The organism is Xanthomonas sp. DAR 80977 (assembly GCF_041240605.1).
Lineage (GTDB): Bacteria > Pseudomonadota > Gammaproteobacteria > Xanthomonadales > Xanthomonadaceae > Xanthomonas_A > Xanthomonas_A bundabergensis.
Genome location: NZ_CP162487.1, coordinates 5,221,855 through 5,240,323 on the forward strand (window position 1 = coordinate 5,221,855; position 18,469 = coordinate 5,240,323).

The window sequence follows — 18,469 nt, forward strand, 5'->3', positions numbered from 1 at the left end:
GACGGATTCCTCAAAAGGTGAAACCGAAACGCGAATAGAAACGCACGTCGCGTCCGTCGGACGCATCGCGCCCGCCGGTCGGCCTGGCGGCGCTGAGCCGCAGTTCGAAGTTCTTGAATTGCGGCACGCGCACGGTGACGCCGGCACCGACGCCGTCGAACGTGCTCACCGCCGCGGTGGTGGCGCGGTTGCCGCCGGCCGGATAGACCCGCGCATGGTCGGCGAACACGTCCAGCTCCAGCACCTCGCGCCATGGCCGGCCGTTGAACGGCGAGGCGGCGTCGGCGAAACCCGGCGCATCGACGTGGTACTCCAGCGCGGCGTAGTAGCCGCGGTCGCCGAGCGCATCGGACACCGGGTAGGCACGCACGCTGTCCGGCCCGCCGACCGCGAACTGCTCCATCGGGGTCAGCGCGTCGTCGCTGTAATGGCCGTTGAGCTTGAGGTACAGGCGCTGGGTGCGGCTGAGGTACTGCATGCGCGTATAGCTCAGCCGCGCGATGCTGAAGTGGCTGTCGTGCTCGGGGCTGACCAGGTCCGGCGTGGCCGAGCGGTCCTTCAGCGACTGGCGCAGGCTCAGCTGCAGCAGGTCGATGCCGCGCCAGCGCAGGTCGGTGCGGCGCAGCGCCGTGCTCAGTTCGACCACGTCGAACTTCTGGTCGGACAGCTGCACGCCGGCGGCGCTGAGCCGCGACTGCTCGCGCAGGTAGCGCGCCGAGGCCTGCCACTGCAGGTTCTCGCGGTTGACGAATTTCCAGTCGCTGCCGAGGTAGACCACCGAGGTCGGGCCCTGCAGGCCGAGCGTGGCGAACACGCCGTTGCGCACTTCCAGCTCGCTGCGGCTGGCGCCGATCACGGCGCCGAATCCGGGCAGCGCCGGCACCGGCAGCGCGTAGGACAGCGCGCCGATCCGGCTCTGCCGCGGGTCCAGCGAATAGGCGTAGTTGGCGGCAAGCACATCGCCCAGGCCGAGCGGGCTGTTCCAGGCCAGGCCGAGCTGGGCGCGGTAGCGGCCGGTCAGCTCGGTGCCGTAGTTGTTGCCGCCCAGGCTGATGGAGTACGGACGCGGCGCCTCGCTGGCGACCAGCAGCACGTCGGTCTCGCCTTCGCGCTGGCCCGGCTGCAGCACCGAGGACACCGACACGCCCGGCAGGTCGCGCACGTACAGCAGCGCGCTGTCCACGTCCTGCTTGCGCAGCGCCCGCCCCTGCAGCGCCTGCAGCGGTGCGGCCAGGGTGCCGGGACGGTAGCGCGCGGCGCCCTTGACCTCGACCTGGCCGACGCGGCCCTCGAGCACGCGGATCTCCACGATCTGCTCCGGTCCCGGGGTCTGCGCCGGCAGGTAGGCGGTGCTGACGATGAAGCCGGACAGGCGGTAGGCGCGGGTGATGGCGTCGGCCACCGCCTGCAGTTGCTCGAAGCGCAGCGCCACCACCGGCTGGCCCTGCGCCAGGGCCTGGAACTGCGCATCGGCCAGCGCCTGCACGCTGGCCGGGGTGATGCCGGCCTTGGCGTGTTCGCCGACATCGCGCACGCGGAAGCCGCGAACCTGCAACGTCACCGCGTCGTCGTCGCGGTCCTTCAGCGGCGGCAGCGTGGCGGTGGCGCCGCTGGCCGCGGTGCCGGTCTCGGCGGCGGCAGGCGGCAGTTGCGCCCACGCCGGAACGGCGGCGAACCACGCGGACACGGCCGCGGCCAGACACGTCATACGCATGCGATTTCCCCTGGAACGATTCCCTGTCGCGCGCCGGCCTCGCCCCACTGCGTCCCGGGTACGGCGGCATCGGCGAGGCGATGCGCGCGCGGGCCGGGATCGGCCGTCGCTTGCGTCCGCCCAGCGAATGCGGGCAGTGCGCCGGCGAAGAATAGCAGCAGGAATGCGAGCAGCGTCACAAAAATAAACAGCGCCAGCCAGCGCCGACGGCGGCGCGCCTGCACGTCGGCGAACAGCGCGCGCAGCGGTTCGTGCGCGGCGCGTGCAGGGGCCGGCACGGCGGCGGCAACGACCGTCGGCCGCAGCGCATTGCGATGGGTGACGCCCTGCCCGGCATCGCGCGCGGAGGCCAGCACGTTGCGCCGGCGCGCGCGGTATTCGTCGCGGCCGATGCGGCCGTGCTGGTAGGCCTCGGCGAGCGCGTGCAGGTGCGCGTTGGCCAGTTGCTGGGCCTCGTTCATGGCAGTTCCCGCAGCACGCGCAGGCCCACGTCCGGCTGCGCCGAGCCGTTGTCGGCGCGCCGCGCCTGCACCGTGCAGTCGGCCCAGTAGCTGGCGAAACTGCCGCCGCGCGCCTGCACCCCGGCACCGCTGGAAACCCATTCCCAGACGTTGCCGGTGACATTGACCAGCCCCCACGGATTGGGCTCGCGGCCGCGCGGCGGCAGCGGTGCGCGGGTGGCGTCGCCGGCGCTGGCGGTGGGCGGCACGCAGTTGCTGTCCTCGGCCTGGCGCCAGTCGCCGCCGGCCTGCGCGGCGTGCTGCCATTCGGCGTCGGTGGGCAGGCGGTAGCGCCAGCCGCCGCTGGCGATGGTCAGCCAGCGCAGGTAGGCGCGGGCCTGGGTCAGGCTGATGTTGCGCACCGGCGCGCGCGCCAGTTCGGCGTCCCCGGCCGGTTGCGCGGTGCACTTGCCGGTGGCCTGGCAGAACAGGTTGAAATCGGCCACCGCCACTTCCGCGCGCGACAGCGCGTAGGGCTTGCCGCCGGCCATGCCGGGCACCACCACCAGCATCGGCCCGCGCTGCGCGCCGAGCGTGTCGAAGCAGGCCTTGCCGCGCCCGGGGGCGGCCGCGGCGCAGGGATCCGGACCGGTCGGCACCGGCGGCAGCGGTTCCTCGTCGCTGGCCGCGCCGGCGGCCGGGGCGTGCGCGGCGGCGGCCGGCGCCACCGTCGCCGCCGGCTTGGCCGCGGGCTTGCCACGGCCCGGCTTGCGCGCGCCATCCATGTCGACCGGCTCGGCCGCCGCGGCCGGCGTCGGCGCCAGCGCGTCGGAATTCGGCGCATCGCTGCCCGCCTGGCGCTGCAGGCGCGCGCTCAGCGTGCCTTCGGGCAGTTGTCCACGCGCCTTCAGGTCCGCCTCCAGCTGCGCCATCGCCTGTGCGTCGCTGCGGTACAGCGCGTCCAGGCGCTGGCCGAGTTGCTGCCGCGCGGCGGCGGGCAAGGCCTGCGCGCTGCCGTCCATCACTGCCGCGACGACGTCGTAGCGGGCCCGCGCGGCACGCAGTTCGGCGCGGTCGCCGAGTGCGGCGACGCCCTGGCCGAGCACGTCGGCGGCCTGGCGGTAGCGGCCCTGGCGGAACGCGCCGGCGGCGTTGCCCAGATAGACCCCGGCCAGCAGCTGCGGCGCTTCTTTCTGCAGGAACGGATGCTGCGGTTGCAGGCTGCCGATGCGCGCCAGCGCCTGGCGCGCCTTGTCCAGGTCGTTGGCGGCCGCGGCGCGGCGCATCGATTCGATCCGCGAGGCGACCTCGGCGTCGGCGCTTTCGCGCGCCAGCATGGTCTGCAGCTGTTGCTGCAGGGTCTGCAGGCGCTCGCGCTGGGCCAGCAGCTGCGGCGCCTGCGGCACCTGGCTCAGGCCGAACTGGACCAGCGCCTGCGCGCCCGGCAACTGCAGCGGATCGCTCTGCGGCGCGACCGCGGCGGCGATCGCCGCGGCCAGCGCGGCGTCCTGCGCATCGCGCTCGGCCGCCGGCAGCGCGGCCAACGCCGCATCGACGCGGTCCTGCCAGTCCGGATCGACGGACGGCGCGGCGAACAGCGCCGCCAAGGCCTTGCGCGCCTGCGCCGCGTCGTGCGGCGCCGCGGGCGCCGGCTGGCGGGCCTGGTGCTGCGCCAGTTGCAGCTGCGCGCCGCGCAACTGCAGGCGCAGCGAATCGGGCAACGCCGCGCGCGCCTGCTCCAGGCGGCTGCGCGCCTGCGCCCACTGCTGCGCGTCGGCGGACTGCTGGATCGCCGCGTCCAGGCGCAGTTCCAGCTCCGGGTGGCGCAGCAGCGCGCTGTTCGGATCGATGCGCCGCACCTGGTCCAGCGTGGCCAGCGCGTTGTCGGCGCGGTCGCGGAAGATGGCGCCGGCGGCGATCTGCGCGTTGAGCGCGGTGTCGAGCGCGTTGAGGCGTTCGTTCTTCTCGCGCTCCATGCTCTCGCGGCGCGCATCCAGCGCCGGCGAGTACAGCCGCAGCCGGTCGCGCAGCGCGAACACCTGCAGCGCGCCGCGGTAGTCGTAGCGGCCGCTGGCCGGATTCCACAGCGCGTCCAGCCGGCGCAGCAGGAAATCCTGGATCAGGTCGCCGCGGTCCACCAGCAGGCGCCGGCGGTCGTCGTCGTCGAGGCTGGCCAGCGCCTGCATGGCCTGGGTCTCGTCGACGTAGCGCTGCGGATCGGCGGCGCCGAAGCGCGCGGTGACCTGCTCCAGATGGCGCTGGTGCAGATAGCGCGAGGCGCCCCAGCCGCCGGCCCCGGCCAGCACCAGCGCCGCGGTGCCGTAGCCCAGCAACGGCAGCGCGCGCTCGCGCAGCGGCACCTCGCGCAGGCCTTCCAGCAGCGCCTCGACCTTGCTCAGGCGCTGCGCGGCGGGGAACGCCACCGCCGCGCACAGGGTCTGGTACTGGCGTTTGGTCAGGCCCGGCACCGGCGGCGGCACGCGCTTGTCGCGCAAGGCCACTTCGGCGCTGAGCTTGTCGAACGGATGCTTGCCGGTGAGCAGCTCGAAGCACACGCAGCCCAGCGCGTAGATATCATCGGCGGGCGTGGGTTCCTGGCCGCGGATCATCTCCAGGCTGGCGTAGGCCGGGGTCAGCGCGCCGAGCGTGGCCGCGTCGAACACGGTCTGCTCGCCGGCCACGTCGGCGGCGTGCTTGCCGGCGCGGGCGATGCCGAAGTCGAACACCTTGGCCACGCCGTCGCGGGTGACCATCACGTTGCCGGGCTTGAAATCCGAATGCACCACGCCGGCCGCATGCGCCCGCGCCAGCGCGCGCGCCATGCCGTCGATCAGCGGCCGCGCGCGCGCCAGCGGCATGCCGTTGTAGGCCTGCTCGCGGATCAGCGTCTTCAGGTCGCAGCCGTCGATGTACTCCATGGTCATGAAGACCAGGGTGCGGTCCTTGTCGAAGTCGTAGACGCGCACGATGTGGTCGTGGGCCAGCTTCTGCGAGCGCCGCGCCTCGCGCTGCAGCGCCACCAGCGAATCGGGATGGCGGCGGAACTCGTCGCTGAGCACCTTCACCGCCAGCCACGGGTCGCGGTCGCGCGCCTCGACCTTGCGTTCGTCGCGCGCCAGGTAGACCACGCCCATGCCGCCGCGGCCGAGTTCGCGCTCCAGGTAGAAGCGTCCCTTCAGCAGCGTGCCGACGGTGGCGTAGTCGCCGCCGGCGGCATCGGCCAGGCGCTGCCAGCTGGACAGGCTGGCGGTGCCCGCGGTGCCGGTCGCGCCGCCGGTGCCGGTGCCGCCGGTGCGGTCGGCGCCGGGCTGCGGCAACGGCATCGCCGGCTGCACGCGGGTGGCGTCGTCCTCGACGGCCGCCGCCGGCGGTGGCGCGCGGCGCGGCATCACCACGGTGGCGTCGTCGTCGATCGCCGCCGCCGGCGCGGCGCCGGGGTCTGCGCGCAAGGCGTCGAGCCGGGTCACCAGGGTGGTCACGGTGGCGTCGTCGAGCAGCTGCTGCTGGCGCAGCTGCCACAGCGTTTCCACCCCGGCCCGGTAGTCGGCCTCGGGCACGGCGCTGCGTCTGGCCAATGCGTCGAGCACGGCCTTCAGGTCCAGCTCGCCGGTGCGCATCGCGGCGACCAGCTCGACGACGGTAGCGGTATCTTCATGCACGTCCTTCACTCCTGCAGGCGGACGACGACGGCGGTGACGTTGTCGCGCGCCGCCCGGCCCATCGCCAATTCGAACAACCGCGCCAGCAGCGCCTGCGGCTCGCCATGGCGGCGGCACTCGGCGTCCAGCTCCGGGTCGGGGATTTCCTTGTTGATGCCGTCGCTGCACAGCAGGAACTGCGCGCCCGATGCGCTCGGCGCCAGCACCCAGTCCACGAACAGCGGTTCCTGCGCGCCGACCGCGCGGGTCAGCACGCCAGCGTTGGCGGCCGGCTCGGCGTTGGCGCCGGCCTGCGCGAACTGGGTGGCGTCGTCCTTGACCCCGTGCACGTGGTCGCGGGTGAGCTGGCGCAGCGGGCCGTCGGTGCGGCCGTAGCCGCGGCTGTCGCCGACCCAGCCGTACAGCATGAAGTCCGGGTCGTGGACCAGCAGCACCACGGTGGAGGCGATCATGTCGACCTGGCGCTGCGCGGCGCAGTGCAGCAGCTCGGTGTTGATCTGCGCCAGCGCGTCCTCGATCGCCTCGATGAAATCGCACACGTCGGCCGCGCGCGGCAGCGCCGCCAGGCGCTCGACGATCAGGCCGCTGGCGTAGTCGCCGGCGGCGTGGCCGCCGAGGCCGTCGGCGACCACCCACAGCCCGGCGTCGTCGCGCAGCAGCAGCGCGTCCTCGTTGTGGCGGCGCACCTTGCCGACTTCGGTATGGCCGGCGGAGCGGTAGTGCAGCGCGGCCATCAGCGCGTGGCCTCCGCCTGCGCGGTGGCGGCCGGCGCCAGCCAGCCCAGGTAGTCGTGCGCGGACAGCAGGCCGACGCTGTGCTGCACCACGCCGTCGCCGCTCCACCACAGCGCCTGCCCGGGCAGCGCGCGCGGCGCGTTGGGAATGGCGGTGGCGTCCGGATCCGGCGCCAGCGCCTGCACCTGCGCGTCGAACCCGTCCACGCCCAGCGCGCGATCGGCCAGCGCCTGGCCGAGCAGCGTGGCCGCGCGCGCATACCAGCTGCGCTCCGGCGCGGCGCCCTGCGCCAGCGGCAGCGCGATCGCCAGCGGGAAGCAGCGGCCGACGCGGTCCTCGCCCGGGCCCAGCACGCCGGCCCAGGCCACCCCGCCGCACAGGCCGCTGCCGAGCACGAACGCGTGCAGGCCGCTGCCGCGGTAGGCCGGCGCCCACTGCGTGCCGAGCTGTTCGCGCGCGCCGGCGATCAGCTGCGAGAAGTGCCGGTCCCATGGCTCGACGAACGCCGGCGGCAAGCGCCGCTGCACGAAATCGCCGGCGCTCGGCAACTTGCCGAAGAAGCCGGGCTGCATGGCCTGCGCCATCCTCAACCCCCACACGCGAAACGACGCACATCGGCGTCGAGGAAGGGATGGCGCAGGTTGCCGGCGCGCAGCGGCAGTTGCACCGCATGCCCCCCGACGTCGAAGTGGGCGACGAAGCGCAGGTCCGAGGGGTTCTGCAGGTCGCCGGCCTGCAAGGCGCGGAACAGCGCCCAGTCGCCCTGGTAATCGAGCCGGCCCAGCGCGGCGCCGTCGGCGCCGAAGGCGGCGATGCTGACGTGGCCAGGGGTGGGCCCGGGCCATTTCATCGGCATGCTGTCCACACCGCCGGCGGTGTAGTCGAAGCGCTGGCCTTCGATGTCCACGGTCAGCCGCGCCACGCCGGCATCCAGGATCGGCGCCAGCACGGTGAAGCCGACCTCCGGCTGCGCCGCGCCGCGGAAGTATTTCTGCTTGATGCGTTCGGCCAGCTGCAGCTGTGCCGGCAGCCCCGGCGCGCCGGCCAGCGCATCCGGGCCGCTCTTCCAGCGCCAGTCGCGGCCGCTGGTGTCGAGCAGCTTCTGCAGCGCGTCGCGGTACAGCGCATCGAAGCGGCCACCGACGCCGAACAGCTCGCCGAAGTTCTGCAGCGGGATCTCCTGCGCGCTGGCCGGATCGAACGGATAGCGGCCCTTGACGAATTCGGCGCAGACCACGCCCACCGCCTGCTGCACCTGCGCGTCCAGCGCGGTCTGCGCGCCGCGCGTCATCAGCGCGGCGCTGCTGCCGGTCAAGGCCTGCAACCAACTCGACAGCGGCGCAGGCAGTTGCGCCGCTTCCTGTCGCGCCAGCAGCAATTGCGCGTTGGGCTGCGCCGGGGCGGTGGCCGGATCGGTCATGGTCAGCAGGGTCTTGCTGAGCTGGTCGAGCACGCCGAGCAGATGGTCCAGCGGGGTGGCGCCGGGCGCGCCGGCGGCCAGCGCGTTGAGCGCGGCGAAGTGGCTGGCGATGGCCTCGCCCGGCGGCGTGGCGCCGGCATCGCCGGCGTCGCCGCTGGCGGCCAGCGCGGCGGCCATGGCCGCGTTGCCGCCGGGCAGCCTGGCCGCCAGTTTGGCGCCGGCCTTGCCCGCCGCCGCGCTCGCCGCATCCTGCCCGGGCTTGGGCGGCGGCGCGCGCAGCAATTGCTGGGTGTTGTCGCGGACCACGCCGAGCAGCAGCCGCAGCGGCGAACTCGGCCCGGCCAGCTTGGCCGCGATCGCGCTGGCCTGCTGCAAATCGGCGGCCGGCTGCAGCTGCAGGTCGGCGAGCAGGCCGTCCCAGTAGCGGATGTAGTCCTGTTCGTAGAGCACGCGCACCTGTTGCGCCAGCCGCGCCTTGCCCAGCGCATCGATGCGGCGCGGGCCGAACACCCAGTCGTCGCGCACGAACTGTTCGACCGCCTCGCCGATGCCCTGCGCGGCCAGCGCGGCGAACACCGGCTGCGTGTACAGCGCCGGCAGCGGCTCGGACAGCGGCGCGCCGCTGCTGCGCTGGAACACGTTGCCGAGCAGGCCCAGCGCCTTGTCCAGTTGCAGCGGTTCGGCGCCGGCCTGTGGCCGCGACAGCTTGAGGTTGCCGTACACCAGCGTGGCCAGGTCGGCCGAGCGCAGCGTGTTGCGCGCCTGCTCCAGCAGCGCCGGATCCAGCGACAGCGCGCGCAGCCGCCCGGGTTGCTCCAGCAGCGCCTGGAAGTGGCCGGCCAGGGCCTGCTGCAGCACCGTGTCGCCGGGGAACAGCTTGCGCCATTCGATCGCGCTCAGCGCGGTCAGTTGCGGCGCGTCCAGATGCTGCGGCTGGCCCAGCATCAGATAGCCCTTGAGGTAGTAGTACAGCGCCTGCGGCGCGCCGGCGTTCTCGGCCATGCCCTGGCGCAGGCGCAGCGCCACGCCCGGCACCAGGGTGCCGTTGAGCTGGCGCAGGTAGGCGTCGTGCAGTTCCTCGCCGACCGCATCGCCCTGGTACAGGCCCATGCGCATCGACCACGGCGCGCCGTCGCGGTACTGCTGCGCCACCTGCGCCAGCGCGCGCGTGCCTTCCAGCTGCTGCAGCGCCAGCGCGAAATACTGCGGCGTGGTCGCGGCGCTGTCCGGATCCGGGCTGTGCGGGCGCGCCTCCAGCGCCGCGCGCACCTGTTGCAGGTAGGCGCGATTGCCCAGGTAGCTGCCGCCGAGCCCGGCCAGCAGCAGCGCGCCGAGCAGGGCGATGCCGGCGTAGCCGGCCACCTGCAGCCAGGCGCGGCGCCGCTCCAGCGCCGGCGCGCGCCCGGCCAGGCCGGATTCGCGCAGCAGCACCTGGCCGAGCAGGCGTTCGACGAAGAAGGTGCGGCGCTGCGCGCCCGGCGCCTGCACGCTGGCTTCGGCCAGGCCGAAGGTGCGCGCCACCGCACCCATCATGCGGTCGATCGGCGTGCCTTCCTGGGTGCCCGAGGTCAGGTACACGCCGCGCAGCAGCGGCGGGGTGCCGTAGGCGGTGCCGGCGAACACGCCCTCGACGAACTGCCGCGCCGCTTCGCCGAGCGCGGCGAACTGCTGCGGGAACGACAGGATCGCCGCGCGCCGGGCGCGGTCGCGCTCCACGTGCATGCGCTCGAACAGGCGCGCGTTGAGCCGCTCCTGCAGCAGCGCGTACTCGTCGGCGAAGCCGCGCGCGGCCGTGCCGTCGAGGCTGCGCGGCAGCGGGAACGACACGCCCCACACCTGCGCGCGCTGCTCCGGGTTGAGGTCGTCGAAGAACTCGCCGAAGCCGCCGATCAGGTCGCACTTGGTGAACACCAGGTACACCGGCACGCTCATCTTCAGCTGCTCGCTGAGCTCGTCCAGGCGGCGCCGGATCGCCTGCACGTGCAGGTCGCGCTCGGCGTCGTCGAGCAGCAGCAGGTCGGACATGCTCATCGTCACCAGCACGCCGTTGAGCGGGCGGCGGCGGCGGTAGCGGCGCAGCAGGCGCAGGAAATCGATCCACGCGCCGGCATCGACCTGGCGGTCGGAATCCTGCGTGGTGTAGCGGCCGGCGGTGTCCAGGAACACCGCTTCGTCGGTGAACCACCAGTCGCAGTTGCGGGTGCCGCCGATGCCGCGCAGCGCCTGCTGGCCGAAGCGCGCGGCGAGCGGGAAATGCAGCCCGGAATGCTGCAGCAAGGTGCTCTTGCCCGAGCCGGGCGGACCGATCACCACGTACCACGGCAGCGTGTACAGGTCGCCGCCGCCGCGGCGCTTGCGCAGGATCTGCACCGCCTCGTGGAAGCGCGCCTGCAATTGGTCGCGCTCGTCGGCGCTGCGCGCCTGGCGGTCGTCGCCGAGCGCGTCCAGGGCCGACGGCGTGGCCATCTCCGCGGCCAGCTGCCGGCTCTGCCGGCGCGCGCGCAGCTGCTGCCACTGCAGCCAGCCGGCCCACACGCCGACCAGCAGCAGGATCAGCAGCAACCGCGGCACCGCGCCGGCCAGCGGCTGGTGCCCGGCGATGGCGACATAGGGGCCGATCAGCCAGATCAGCAGCGCCGCCAGCAGCAGCCCGACCATGGTCACGACCCAGCCGGATCGCAGCGTTCCCAGCAGCTTGCCCACGGCGCTCACTCCCCCGGTTGGAACAGGATTTCGACGCGGCGGTTGCGCGTCCGGTTGGCCGCCAGGTCCGGCGGCACGGCCACCGGCTGCGAATCGCCGGCGCCGGCCGATTCGATCCGCCCGGGCACCGACAGGCGTTGCCCCAGCAGCTGCGCCACCGCCTCGGCGCGCGCCGCGGACAGCGCGTAGTTGTCCTTGAAGCGCAGCGAACGCAGCGGCTGGTCGTCGGTATGCCCGACCACGATCACCCGCCCCGGCAACTGCTCCAGCGCCGCCGCGATCCTGCCCAGCAGCGGCAGCTGGTCCGGATCGACCTCGACCCCGCCGGAGGCGAACATCGCGTTGGCGTTGAGCCGCACCCGCGCCTGGCCGTTGGCCTGTTCTTCGACCACGAGCAGGCCGGCGCGCTCCTGCGGCGCCAGCAACTGCTTCAGCGTGATGCGCGGCGGCGGCGGCCGCAGCGCGTCCGGCGGCGTGCCGCGCTGCAGGCCGATCTGCGCGGCGGCGGCGCTGATCGGCGCGGACAATGCGTTGAGCCGCGCGTTGAACCACGCGAACGCGAGCAGCACGATGCAGGCCATGCCCAGCGCCGCCACCCACAGCGGCAGGTAGCGCGCCAGGCGCCGGCGCCGGTCGTCCACGCCCTGCCAGTGCGGCGCCAGCGTGTCCGCCGCGGCGCCGCGCTGGGCGCGGATGCGCCGGTACAGGTCGTCCTGGATCTCGGCCAGTTTGGCGCGACCACCGGCCTCGATCTGGTAGCGGCCGCAGAAGCCCAGCGCCAGGCACAGGTACATCAGCTCGATCAGGTCGATGTGGCGCGGCACGTCCGCGCACAGCCGCTCGAGGATCTGGAAGAATTTGGCGCCGCCGTAGGACTCGCCATGGAACACCACCAGCAAGGTCTTCTGCGACCAGCCGCTGTGCTCGCCCCACGGCGCATTGAGCACCGCCTCGTCGAGCATCGCGCACAGCACGTAGCGCGCCGCGGTCACCGCTTCCGGCGCCGCGCCGCCGTCGCGCGCGCGCTGCTCGAAGCGCCGCACCTGCGCGGTCACCTGCTCGCGCAGCCGGGCCACGTCCGGCAGCGCCACGCTGTGGCGCAGTTGCACCGCCAGCAGCAGCAGCGGACTGGCCGCCTGCACCAGCGGATTGACGCTGCGGCCGAGGAATTCGCTGATGTCGGCATCGCCGGGCGCGGGCGCCATGGCGTGCGCGGCCGGCGCCGGCTGGCCGCGCTGCGGGCGCATGACGGTGGCATCGCGCAACGGATCGACGGGCGGACGTGAATTCATGCGCTCAGCTCCGGATCGCCCACAGCTGCAGGTCCAGCCCGGCGAACTCGCTGCCGAAGTGGAACGCGATGCCGCCGGAGCCCTTCAACGTACGCCACAGCGGCGACTGCTTGTCGAATTCGAAATACAGGTAGCCGGCGTGGTACGGGATCTGTCGCGGCGCCACCGGCATCGGCATCGCCGCGATGCCGGGCAGCTGCAGATTGACCAGGTCGCGGATCTTCTCCACCGGGCCGATCTTGGCCTGCAGCGGCAATTGCCGGCGCAGCTCTTCGGCGGGCACGTCGGCCTTGGCCGCGAGCACGAACGCGGCGCTGTCGAACAGCGCCGCATCCGGCACCATCGCCACCCACACGCCGAACTTGCGCGCCTGCACCGGGATCGGCAGCGCGGTCTGTTCGAGCACCGCGCTGAGGCTGCCGCGCAGGCTGGCGATCACCGGTTCGAAGCTGGGCTGCAACGCATCGTGGCGGTACGCCGGCCACGCCGGTGGACGCTTGCCCGGCGTGGTGAAGGTGCTCAGTTCGCCGGCCAGCGCGAGCAGCGCCGCGTACAGGTCCTGCGGATGCAGCAGCGGCGCCGACGACCAGTGCGCGATGAGCGGCTGCCAGCGGTTGACCACCTGCAACAGCAGGAAGTCGGCGATCTCCGCGGCGCCGCCGCGGTCGCCCACCGACACCCGCGCGGCCAGCGCTTCGCCGCGCTGGTGCAGCAGGCCGAGCAGTTCGACCAGGAACGTGGCCAGCCGCGGCGCGGCCTGGCAGGCCAGCGCGGTCGGCACGAAGGCCTCGTCCAGCGTCACCTGGCGATCGGCGCGCGATTCGACGATGCGCGCCAGCGGCATGCGGGTCAGCCCTTCCAGCGGCTGCGACTGCGGCAGCAGGCGCGTGCTCATCCCGCCCACTTCCATCAGCACCGCGCCCTGCATGCTGCCGGAGGCATCGGCAACCTCGGTCTCGCGCACCCGGTAGCGGAACAATTGGTCCGGCGGCGCCTCGGCGCGGCCCACGTCGGCCTGCGCCGCCGCGCGCAGCGGCAGGGTCAGGTACACGGTCTGGTCGCGCCAGTTCGGCTCCACGTCCAGCGCCGGCGGCAACGGATCGTCGCCGGGGATCGCGAACGGCGTGCCGTCGGGAAACACGCCGCGCGCGCGGCGGATGCCGAGCTTGCCGATCGCCAGCAGGTCGGTTTCCAGTTCCAGTTCGGAGAAGCCCCAGGCATGGGCATGCAGGCCGCCGGCGCGCAGCTCCACGTAGCGCTCCAGGTAGCGCTCCTGCTGCTGCAGATGCTGGGGGCGCAGAAACAGCCCCTCGCTCCAGACGACCTTGTTGTTGTGCATGATCCGCCGTGTCCGCTGCTGTCGATGGCGATGCGGCCGCGGCGTTGGACGCAGCAACCGACCCCACTATGCGATCCCCTTGCCGACGGCCCGGACGTGGCGCGCGGCGCGCGCAGTCCAGGCTGGCGGGATGCAGTGTGGCCAGCGCGGGTGCGCGCTACCCGACAATTCGTCTCAGGGCAGTAGGCGTTAACACACAACAGCTATGGCGAAGTTCCCACGGCTAGGCGACGCCGGATTACGGCGCGGATCGCGCTCAGCGCCAGCCCACAGCGCCGCGCACTGCAGGATCGTCTGCATCGATCACGTCCAGGCTGGAGGCAATGAATCCCTCGAACTCCAGCAGCTGCGCCGCCTCGGCCAAGCCGTTGGGCGTGTACGCATTGGACTGCCACAGCGCATCGTCGAGTCCAGGAATGGCCGCATTGGCCAGGACATCGATTACGAACGACGAACAGAACGCACCGACCGCCAGACGCGCCCGGCAAGCAGCGCGTGCCGGAATCGCGAAGTCGCCATTGCGGGTGCGGCGCCACTCGTCGATCAGCAGCCGCCATTGCCGCAGCGCCGATGCACCGGCACCTGCGAAACGGTAGCGCTGTCCCAGCCGGGCTAGCGCATATCGCCTGACCTGCTTCAGGTCCGCAGTCTGCCACGCAGACAATCGATAGACACTCACATAGGCATAGCGTTCGACGAATGCCGCAATGTCGACCTTCTGCACGCCGGGTTTGGCGACCGCTTCGTAGATCCGTGGTCGCCGACCGGCGCTGTATGCGAGGGCGATGCCGACGTGCACATAAGGGCCCGACGAGAAATGGGAAATCACCCGATGAGCGATCACGTCGGCACAGGACGTCCGTTGCCGCGCCTCGCCCACGCCGAACAGGATGTCGCCCTCCCGCACATCCGACACGCGCAGAAGTTGTGCAGGCCCTCCGAGCCAGAGCCCTTCGTAACGGCGATCGGTGACGCGATAGGCCCAATCCAGCGGCCGCAACAAGGGATGCAGGAGAGACGCGAGAAAAATCCTTTTCATGATCTGCTCCGGACACGTCGACGATCCGGATCCAATCTACTGCAAGTACGCCCGGTTGCCCATTGCAGCGCAGCCGACCTCCCGGTTGCGCCCACCGACGTTCAGAGAGAAGCCTTACCCGCGCGCCGCGCCGACTTCAGCCGCGCCAGCTGCGCCTCGTAGGCGCGGGCGAACTCGTCGCCGAACAGGCGCCGGAAGCATTCGTCCGGGTCCTTGGCCAGGGCCTGGAAGTTGTCGCGGTAGCGCTCCCAGTAGCGGCCCTTGCCGGCGAAGGCCAGGCGCTTGCCGTTGGCGTCCACGTCCTGCTCCAGCCGGTCCGGGCTGAAGTGGAACAGCATCGACTCGAACGCGGCGCGCATCCCGGCGAGCATCGCCATCTGGTGGCAGCGGATGTCGTCGAAGGCATCGTCGAACGCGGCCACGCCGGACAGGAACGCCGGGCTCGGCGGCGCCAGCAGCTTCTGTAGCGCGTCCTCGGGCGTGGCGGCGAACTTCAGCGGGTTGTTCTCCGAGCGCTGGATCACCGTCACCGGCAAACGGAAGGTGTTCTTGATCTCGGCGCGCGCGCGCAGCACCTCCATCACTCCGTCGACGACGATCTCGAAGATCCGCGCCATCTCGTCCGGCATCGGCGTGGATGGCATGGGCGACGCGGCGGCGGGCGTGACGAACGGCGGCGGCGCGGCAGGCACGGGCGTGGCGCTCGGCGCCGGCGCCGCCGGCGCGAAATCGCCGGTGGTCAGGTCCCAGTTCTCCGGCAGCTCGAAGCCGCGCGCCGCGGCCGGCGCCGGCGGCGCCGGCACGCGGAAATGGTCGTGGCCCGCGTCGCTGTGGTTCCAGCTGTGGGTGGGCTGCGGCGCTGCCGGCGGCGCCGGCAGCGGATCGAGCAGGCGCAGCGGATCCAGTTCGCCGGCCGCGCCGGGGACGCCGAGATCGCCGAGCAGCGCGTCGTCGTAGGCGCCGCGCGCCGGCGTGGCGGCGCCGCCGAATCCGGGCAGGCCGAAGTCGAAATCGAACGCACCGCCAGCGTCGGCGCCGGGCGCGTTGCCGGACGCGCGCGGCGGCAGCGGCGCCGGCGCCACCTGGGTCAGGTCCGGCGCGTCGTCGTGCACCGCCACCGCCGGCGGCGGCGCGGCGGGCGCCTCGGCCTGCAGCTGCACCTGGATCTCGAAGCTGTCCAGCTGCAGGCGGTCGCCGTCGCCGAGCGCGGCCGGATCGCCGCGTAGCAGCGCGGCGCCGTTGAGCAGCATGCCGTTGGTGCTGCGGTCCTCGATGAAATACATGCCGTTGAGGTAGCGCACCACCGCATGCGTGCGCGACACGCCGGGCGCGGCCAGCACCCAGTCGCTGTCGTCGGCGCGGCCGATGCTGCCGCCGCGCTGGGCGAACGCCATCTGCGCACGCGCGCCGAACTGGGCGGCGGCCTGGCCGGCGACGGTAAGGGTCAGTCTGGACGGTAGGGACACGCGGGGATTCCTTCGGCTCGGGTGGCGCGGCGCGGCCGCGGCCACGCTGCTGCGGATGGCGGGCGCCGGCGGCGATGCGGTGCGGCGCGCATGCGACAGCGCGGCGCGAAGCCGCTCATGCCGCCGCTCCGCCGGCCAGCAACTCCAGCGCATGCAGCGCGTAGCCGTGGCGGCGCGCTTCGAATTGCGCCGGTTGCTGCGCGGCCAGCAGGTTGATCGCCGCCACCGCCGCGCGTGCGGTCAGATGCTCGGCCGGCGGCACCGGCGTGTCCTGGGTCGGCGGCGCCAGGCTGCCGCCGGACCAGGCCACCGCCGCCGCCAGCCATGCGCCCAGCGAGGCATAGCCGCCGGCCTGGGCGAAGGCGAAGGCGGCGCGGCGGTTGGCTTCGTTCGGCTCGCGCACCCATTTCTCGGCCAGCGCGGCGCCGGCGCGGTCTTCCGGCGACAGCGCTTCGCCGCGCGCGCACTGGCACAGCCAGGCGACCACGTAGCGCTTGGGCAGCAGCCGCGCCAGCAGCTTCAGCGCGTCCTGCGGCTGGCCGCCGTCGAGCAGCACGCGCACCGCGGCCTGCGCCGGTTGCGCGGTGTCCAGCTGCGCGCGCGCCGGCGCCGACAGCTCCATGTCCAAGCAGGCCTTCTCGATCGCGTTCATCGCCACCTCCTCAGCCGATCATGATCAGCGCGCCGCCGATCTGGTGCAGCGCATCGGCCTTGAGGCTGAGCATCGGCGCCTTCAGCGTGCCCATCGCCCCGCCCTCCAGCGCCAGCATCGCGTCCGAATGCACCTTGACGCTGGCGCCGGCGCCCATGTCCACGGTCGCCCCGCCCTTGATCGCCACCTGCACCTTGCCCTCCACGTTCACCGCGTTGTTGCCGGTGACGGTGACGGTCACGCCCTTGATCTCGATCTCGCCGCTGCTCTTCATCACGATGCTCGACGCGCCGGTGACCAGTTCGATCTCCGTGCCCGCGCTGAGCTTGAATTTCTTGCCGATCGCATGGGTGGCGTTGTTGCCGACGTCCAGCGTCTCGTCGTTGTCCACCTTGTGCTTGCGGTCGTGCTTGACGGTGCTGGTCTGGTCGTTGTCGACGGTGGCGAAGTGGTCGTGCTCCACTTCCTCGCGCAGGTCCTTCTGCGCATGCACGAACAGTTCCTCGCTGCCGAGCTTGTCCTCGAAGCGGATCTCGTTGAAATCCGCAGCGCCGCCGCCGGCGCTGCGGCTGCGCACGCCGCTCTGGGTCTTGTTGTCCGGCAGCGCGAACGGCGGCATGTGGTCGGCGTTGTAGACGCTGCCGATCACCAGCGGGCGGTCCGGGTCGCCTTCCAGGAAGCTGACCACCACTTCCTGCCCGACCCGCGGCAGGCTCATCGCGCCCCAGCCCTTGCCCGCCCACGACGAGGCCACCCGCACCGGGCACGATGGCTTGCTGCCGTCGCGCGTGGCGCTGTTCCAGTGGAAGCTGACCTGGATGCGGCCGTACTGGTCGACCACGATGTCCTCGTCGGTCTCGCTGCCGGTGACCACCGCGGTCTGCAGGCCGGCAATCAGCGGCTGCCGCGCGCGCGCCGCAGCGCGGAACGGCAGCTTGCTCTCGATGGCCTGGAACCGGCACGCGAACGGCGCGCCGCCGCTGCCCGCGCCGGAGGCGTAGCCCGGCGCTTCCAGCGTGGTCTGCGCGCCGATCACCAGGTATTCCTGGTTCCATTCCGGGCGTGGGAACGCCTTCAGCGAGAACAGCGCGCCCACCCGCAGGCCGACCGCGTCGCTGTCGCCGCAATAGCGCGAGCGCTGCACGTTGTGCGCCTCCGCGCGTACCTGCGCATAGCGCTTGCCGTCGGCGAGCTGCACGTGCGTGCCCGGATAGTCGAAAGCGTTGAGCCCGCTGACAGGATGCAGGTCGCCGCCATGGCCGATGTCCTCGTCCACCGCCAGCGAGACACGTGGGCGCAGCGGATCGTAGTCGGTGAGCTGGTGCGCGCTGGTGTGCACGCTGCGCGCCAGCTGCCACTGGCTGACGCTGGCGCCCATCACGTTGGCGTGCTGGCCCGGCGGCACGTACGGCAGGGTCTCGAAGCCGCTGCTGCTGGCGTGTGCGCCCAGCGCGTCGGCCAGCACCAGCGTATGCGCGCTCTGGCCATGGGTGAAGAAGTAGTAGATGCCTTCCTGCTCGAGCAGGCGGCTGATGAAGTTGAAGTCGTCCTCGCGGTACTGCACGCAATAGTCGCGCTTGGGATAGGTGCCGCTCAGGCTCAGGGTCACATCGCCGTAGCCGATGCCGTCGAGCACCGCGCGCACGATCTCCGGCACGCTCTGTTCGGTGAAGATGCGGCAGTCGCGGCGCTGGGTCAGCAGCCACGGCTTGGGCACCAGGGTCACCTCCAGCACCGCATAGCTGAGCCGGTCGACGACGTGGAAGCCGGTCTGCGCGACGTGCGCGACGATGCCGTGGTACCAGCGCACGTGGCCGTCGCCGGCCTTCAGCTGCACCGCCATCGAGGTGCCGAGCAGCGCGCGCAGGTCCGGCCGCGGCTGCGTGCCGAGCGCGGTCAGCCGGTACTCGAACAGGTCGCCCAGCGCTTCCGTGGCCTGCATGCGCCAGAACAGCAGCGCATCGCCGAGGTCGGAGTGCAGCGTCATCGTGGGCGTGGTCATCGTTCTGTC

The 18,469-nt window shown here is 72.6% G+C and carries 12 protein-coding genes; all 12 read right to left on the reverse strand.

Going from position 1 to position 18,469, the window contains the following annotated elements:
• Positions 1 to 10 precede the first annotated feature (10 nt).
• The 12 genes from AB3X10_RS22240 to tssI all read right to left on the reverse strand — a co-directional run bounded on the left by AB3X10_RS22240 (position 11) and on the right by tssI (position 18,460).
• Complete coding sequence (locus tag AB3X10_RS22240; RefSeq protein WP_369981943.1) at positions 11 to 1,708, reverse strand: ShlB/FhaC/HecB family hemolysin secretion/activation protein; 1,698 nt, start codon at positions 1,706 to 1,708, stop codon at positions 11 to 13.
• Entirely contained in the window at positions 1,705 to 2,175 is a 471-nt protein-coding gene (locus AB3X10_RS22245) for a hypothetical protein (protein ID WP_369977635.1), read from the reverse strand. Before AB3X10_RS22245 ends, AB3X10_RS22240 begins: the two co-directional genes overlap by 4 nt.
• Complete coding sequence (locus AB3X10_RS22250) at positions 2,172 to 5,813, reverse strand: bifunctional serine/threonine-protein kinase/formylglycine-generating enzyme family protein (RefSeq protein ID WP_369977637.1); 3,642 nt, start codon at positions 5,811 to 5,813, stop codon at positions 2,172 to 2,174. The genes AB3X10_RS22245 and AB3X10_RS22250 overlap by 4 nt, the downstream gene beginning before the upstream one ends.
• A 5-nt stretch (positions 5,814 to 5,818) precedes the next feature.
• Complete coding sequence (locus tag AB3X10_RS22255) at positions 5,819 to 6,547, reverse strand: PP2C family protein-serine/threonine phosphatase (RefSeq protein WP_369977639.1); 729 nt, start codon at positions 6,545 to 6,547, stop codon at positions 5,819 to 5,821.
• Positions 6,547 to 7,119, reverse strand: coding sequence for a type VI secretion system-associated protein TagF (tagF, locus tag AB3X10_RS22260; RefSeq protein WP_369977641.1), 573 nt, complete (start codon positions 7,117 to 7,119; stop codon positions 6,547 to 6,549). Before tagF ends, AB3X10_RS22255 begins: the two co-directional genes overlap by 1 nt.
• Before the next feature lie 14 nt (positions 7,120 to 7,133).
• The gene (tssM, locus tag AB3X10_RS22265; RefSeq protein ID WP_369981946.1) at positions 7,134 to 10,625 is read right to left on the reverse strand and encodes a type VI secretion system membrane subunit TssM; all 3,492 of its coding nucleotides are present in this window, start codon (positions 10,623 to 10,625) and stop codon (positions 7,134 to 7,136) included.
• A 50-nt stretch (positions 10,626 to 10,675) separates the two neighbouring features.
• Positions 10,676 to 11,917, reverse strand: coding sequence for a type IVB secretion system protein IcmH/DotU (gene icmH, locus AB3X10_RS22270; protein ID WP_369981948.1), 1,242 nt, complete (start codon positions 11,915 to 11,917; stop codon positions 10,676 to 10,678).
• Between the two features lie 49 nt (positions 11,918 to 11,966).
• Positions 11,967 to 13,301: a type VI secretion system baseplate subunit TssK gene (gene tssK / locus AB3X10_RS22275; protein ID WP_369977643.1), complete on the reverse strand. Its 1,335-nt coding sequence runs from the start codon at positions 13,299 to 13,301 to the stop codon at positions 11,967 to 11,969.
• Between the two features lie 256 nt (positions 13,302 to 13,557).
• Positions 13,558 to 14,340, reverse strand: a complete 783-nt coding sequence (locus AB3X10_RS22280) for a YiiX/YebB-like N1pC/P60 family cysteine hydrolase (protein ID WP_369977645.1) — start codon at positions 14,338 to 14,340, stop codon at positions 13,558 to 13,560.
• A 101-nt stretch (positions 14,341 to 14,441) separates the two neighbouring features.
• Positions 14,442 to 15,734, reverse strand: a complete 1,293-nt coding sequence (gene tagH / locus AB3X10_RS22285) for a type VI secretion system-associated FHA domain protein TagH (RefSeq protein WP_369981950.1) — start codon at positions 15,732 to 15,734, stop codon at positions 14,442 to 14,444.
• Positions 15,735 to 15,921: 187 nt separating this feature from the next.
• Positions 15,922 to 16,458 carry a DUF6931 family protein gene (locus tag AB3X10_RS22290; protein WP_369977647.1) on the reverse strand — a complete coding sequence of 179 codons (537 nt, stop codon included), beginning with the start codon at positions 16,456 to 16,458 and terminating at the stop codon, positions 15,922 to 15,924.
• A 10-nt stretch (positions 16,459 to 16,468) separates the two neighbouring features.
• The gene (gene tssI / locus AB3X10_RS22295; RefSeq protein WP_369977649.1) at positions 16,469 to 18,460 is read right to left on the reverse strand and encodes a type VI secretion system tip protein TssI/VgrG; all 1,992 of its coding nucleotides are present in this window, start codon (positions 18,458 to 18,460) and stop codon (positions 16,469 to 16,471) included.
• Between the last annotated feature and the right edge of the window lie 9 nt (positions 18,461 to 18,469).

Bases quoted from the DNA above. Each gene is read 5' to 3' on its own strand.
- AB3X10_RS22240 (WP_369981943.1), bottom strand. From the start codon at position 1,708: ATGACGTGTCTGGCCGCGGCCGTGTCCGCGTGGTTCGCCGCCGTTCCG.
- AB3X10_RS22245 (WP_369977635.1), bottom strand. From the start codon at position 2,175: ATGAACGAGGCCCAGCAACTGGCCAACGCGCACCTGCACGCGCTCGCC.
- AB3X10_RS22255 (WP_369977639.1), bottom strand. From the start codon at position 6,547: ATGGCCGCGCTGCACTACCGCTCCGCCGGCCATACCGAAGTCGGCAAG.
- tagF (WP_369977641.1), bottom strand. From the start codon at position 7,119: ATGCAGCCCGGCTTCTTCGGCAAGTTGCCGAGCGCCGGCGATTTCGTG.
- tssM (WP_369981946.1), bottom strand. From the start codon at position 10,625: ATGGTCGGGCTGCTGCTGGCGGCGCTGCTGATCTGGCTGATCGGCCCC.
- icmH (WP_369981948.1), bottom strand. From the start codon at position 11,917: ATGCGCCCGCAGCGCGGCCAGCCGGCGCCGGCCGCGCACGCCATGGCG.
- tssK (WP_369977643.1), bottom strand. From the start codon at position 13,301: ATGCACAACAACAAGGTCGTCTGGAGCGAGGGGCTGTTTCTGCGCCCC.
- AB3X10_RS22280 (WP_369977645.1), bottom strand. From the start codon at position 14,340: ATGAAAAGGATTTTTCTCGCGTCTCTCCTGCATCCCTTGTTGCGGCCG.
- tagH (WP_369981950.1), bottom strand. From the start codon at position 15,734: ATGGCGTTCGCCCAGCGCGGCGGCAGCATCGGCCGCGCCGACGACAGC.
- AB3X10_RS22290 (WP_369977647.1), bottom strand. From the start codon at position 16,458: ATGAACGCGATCGAGAAGGCCTGCTTGGACATGGAGCTGTCGGCGCCG.
- tssI (WP_369977649.1), bottom strand. From the start codon at position 18,460: ATGACCACGCCCACGATGACGCTGCACTCCGACCTCGGCGATGCGCTG.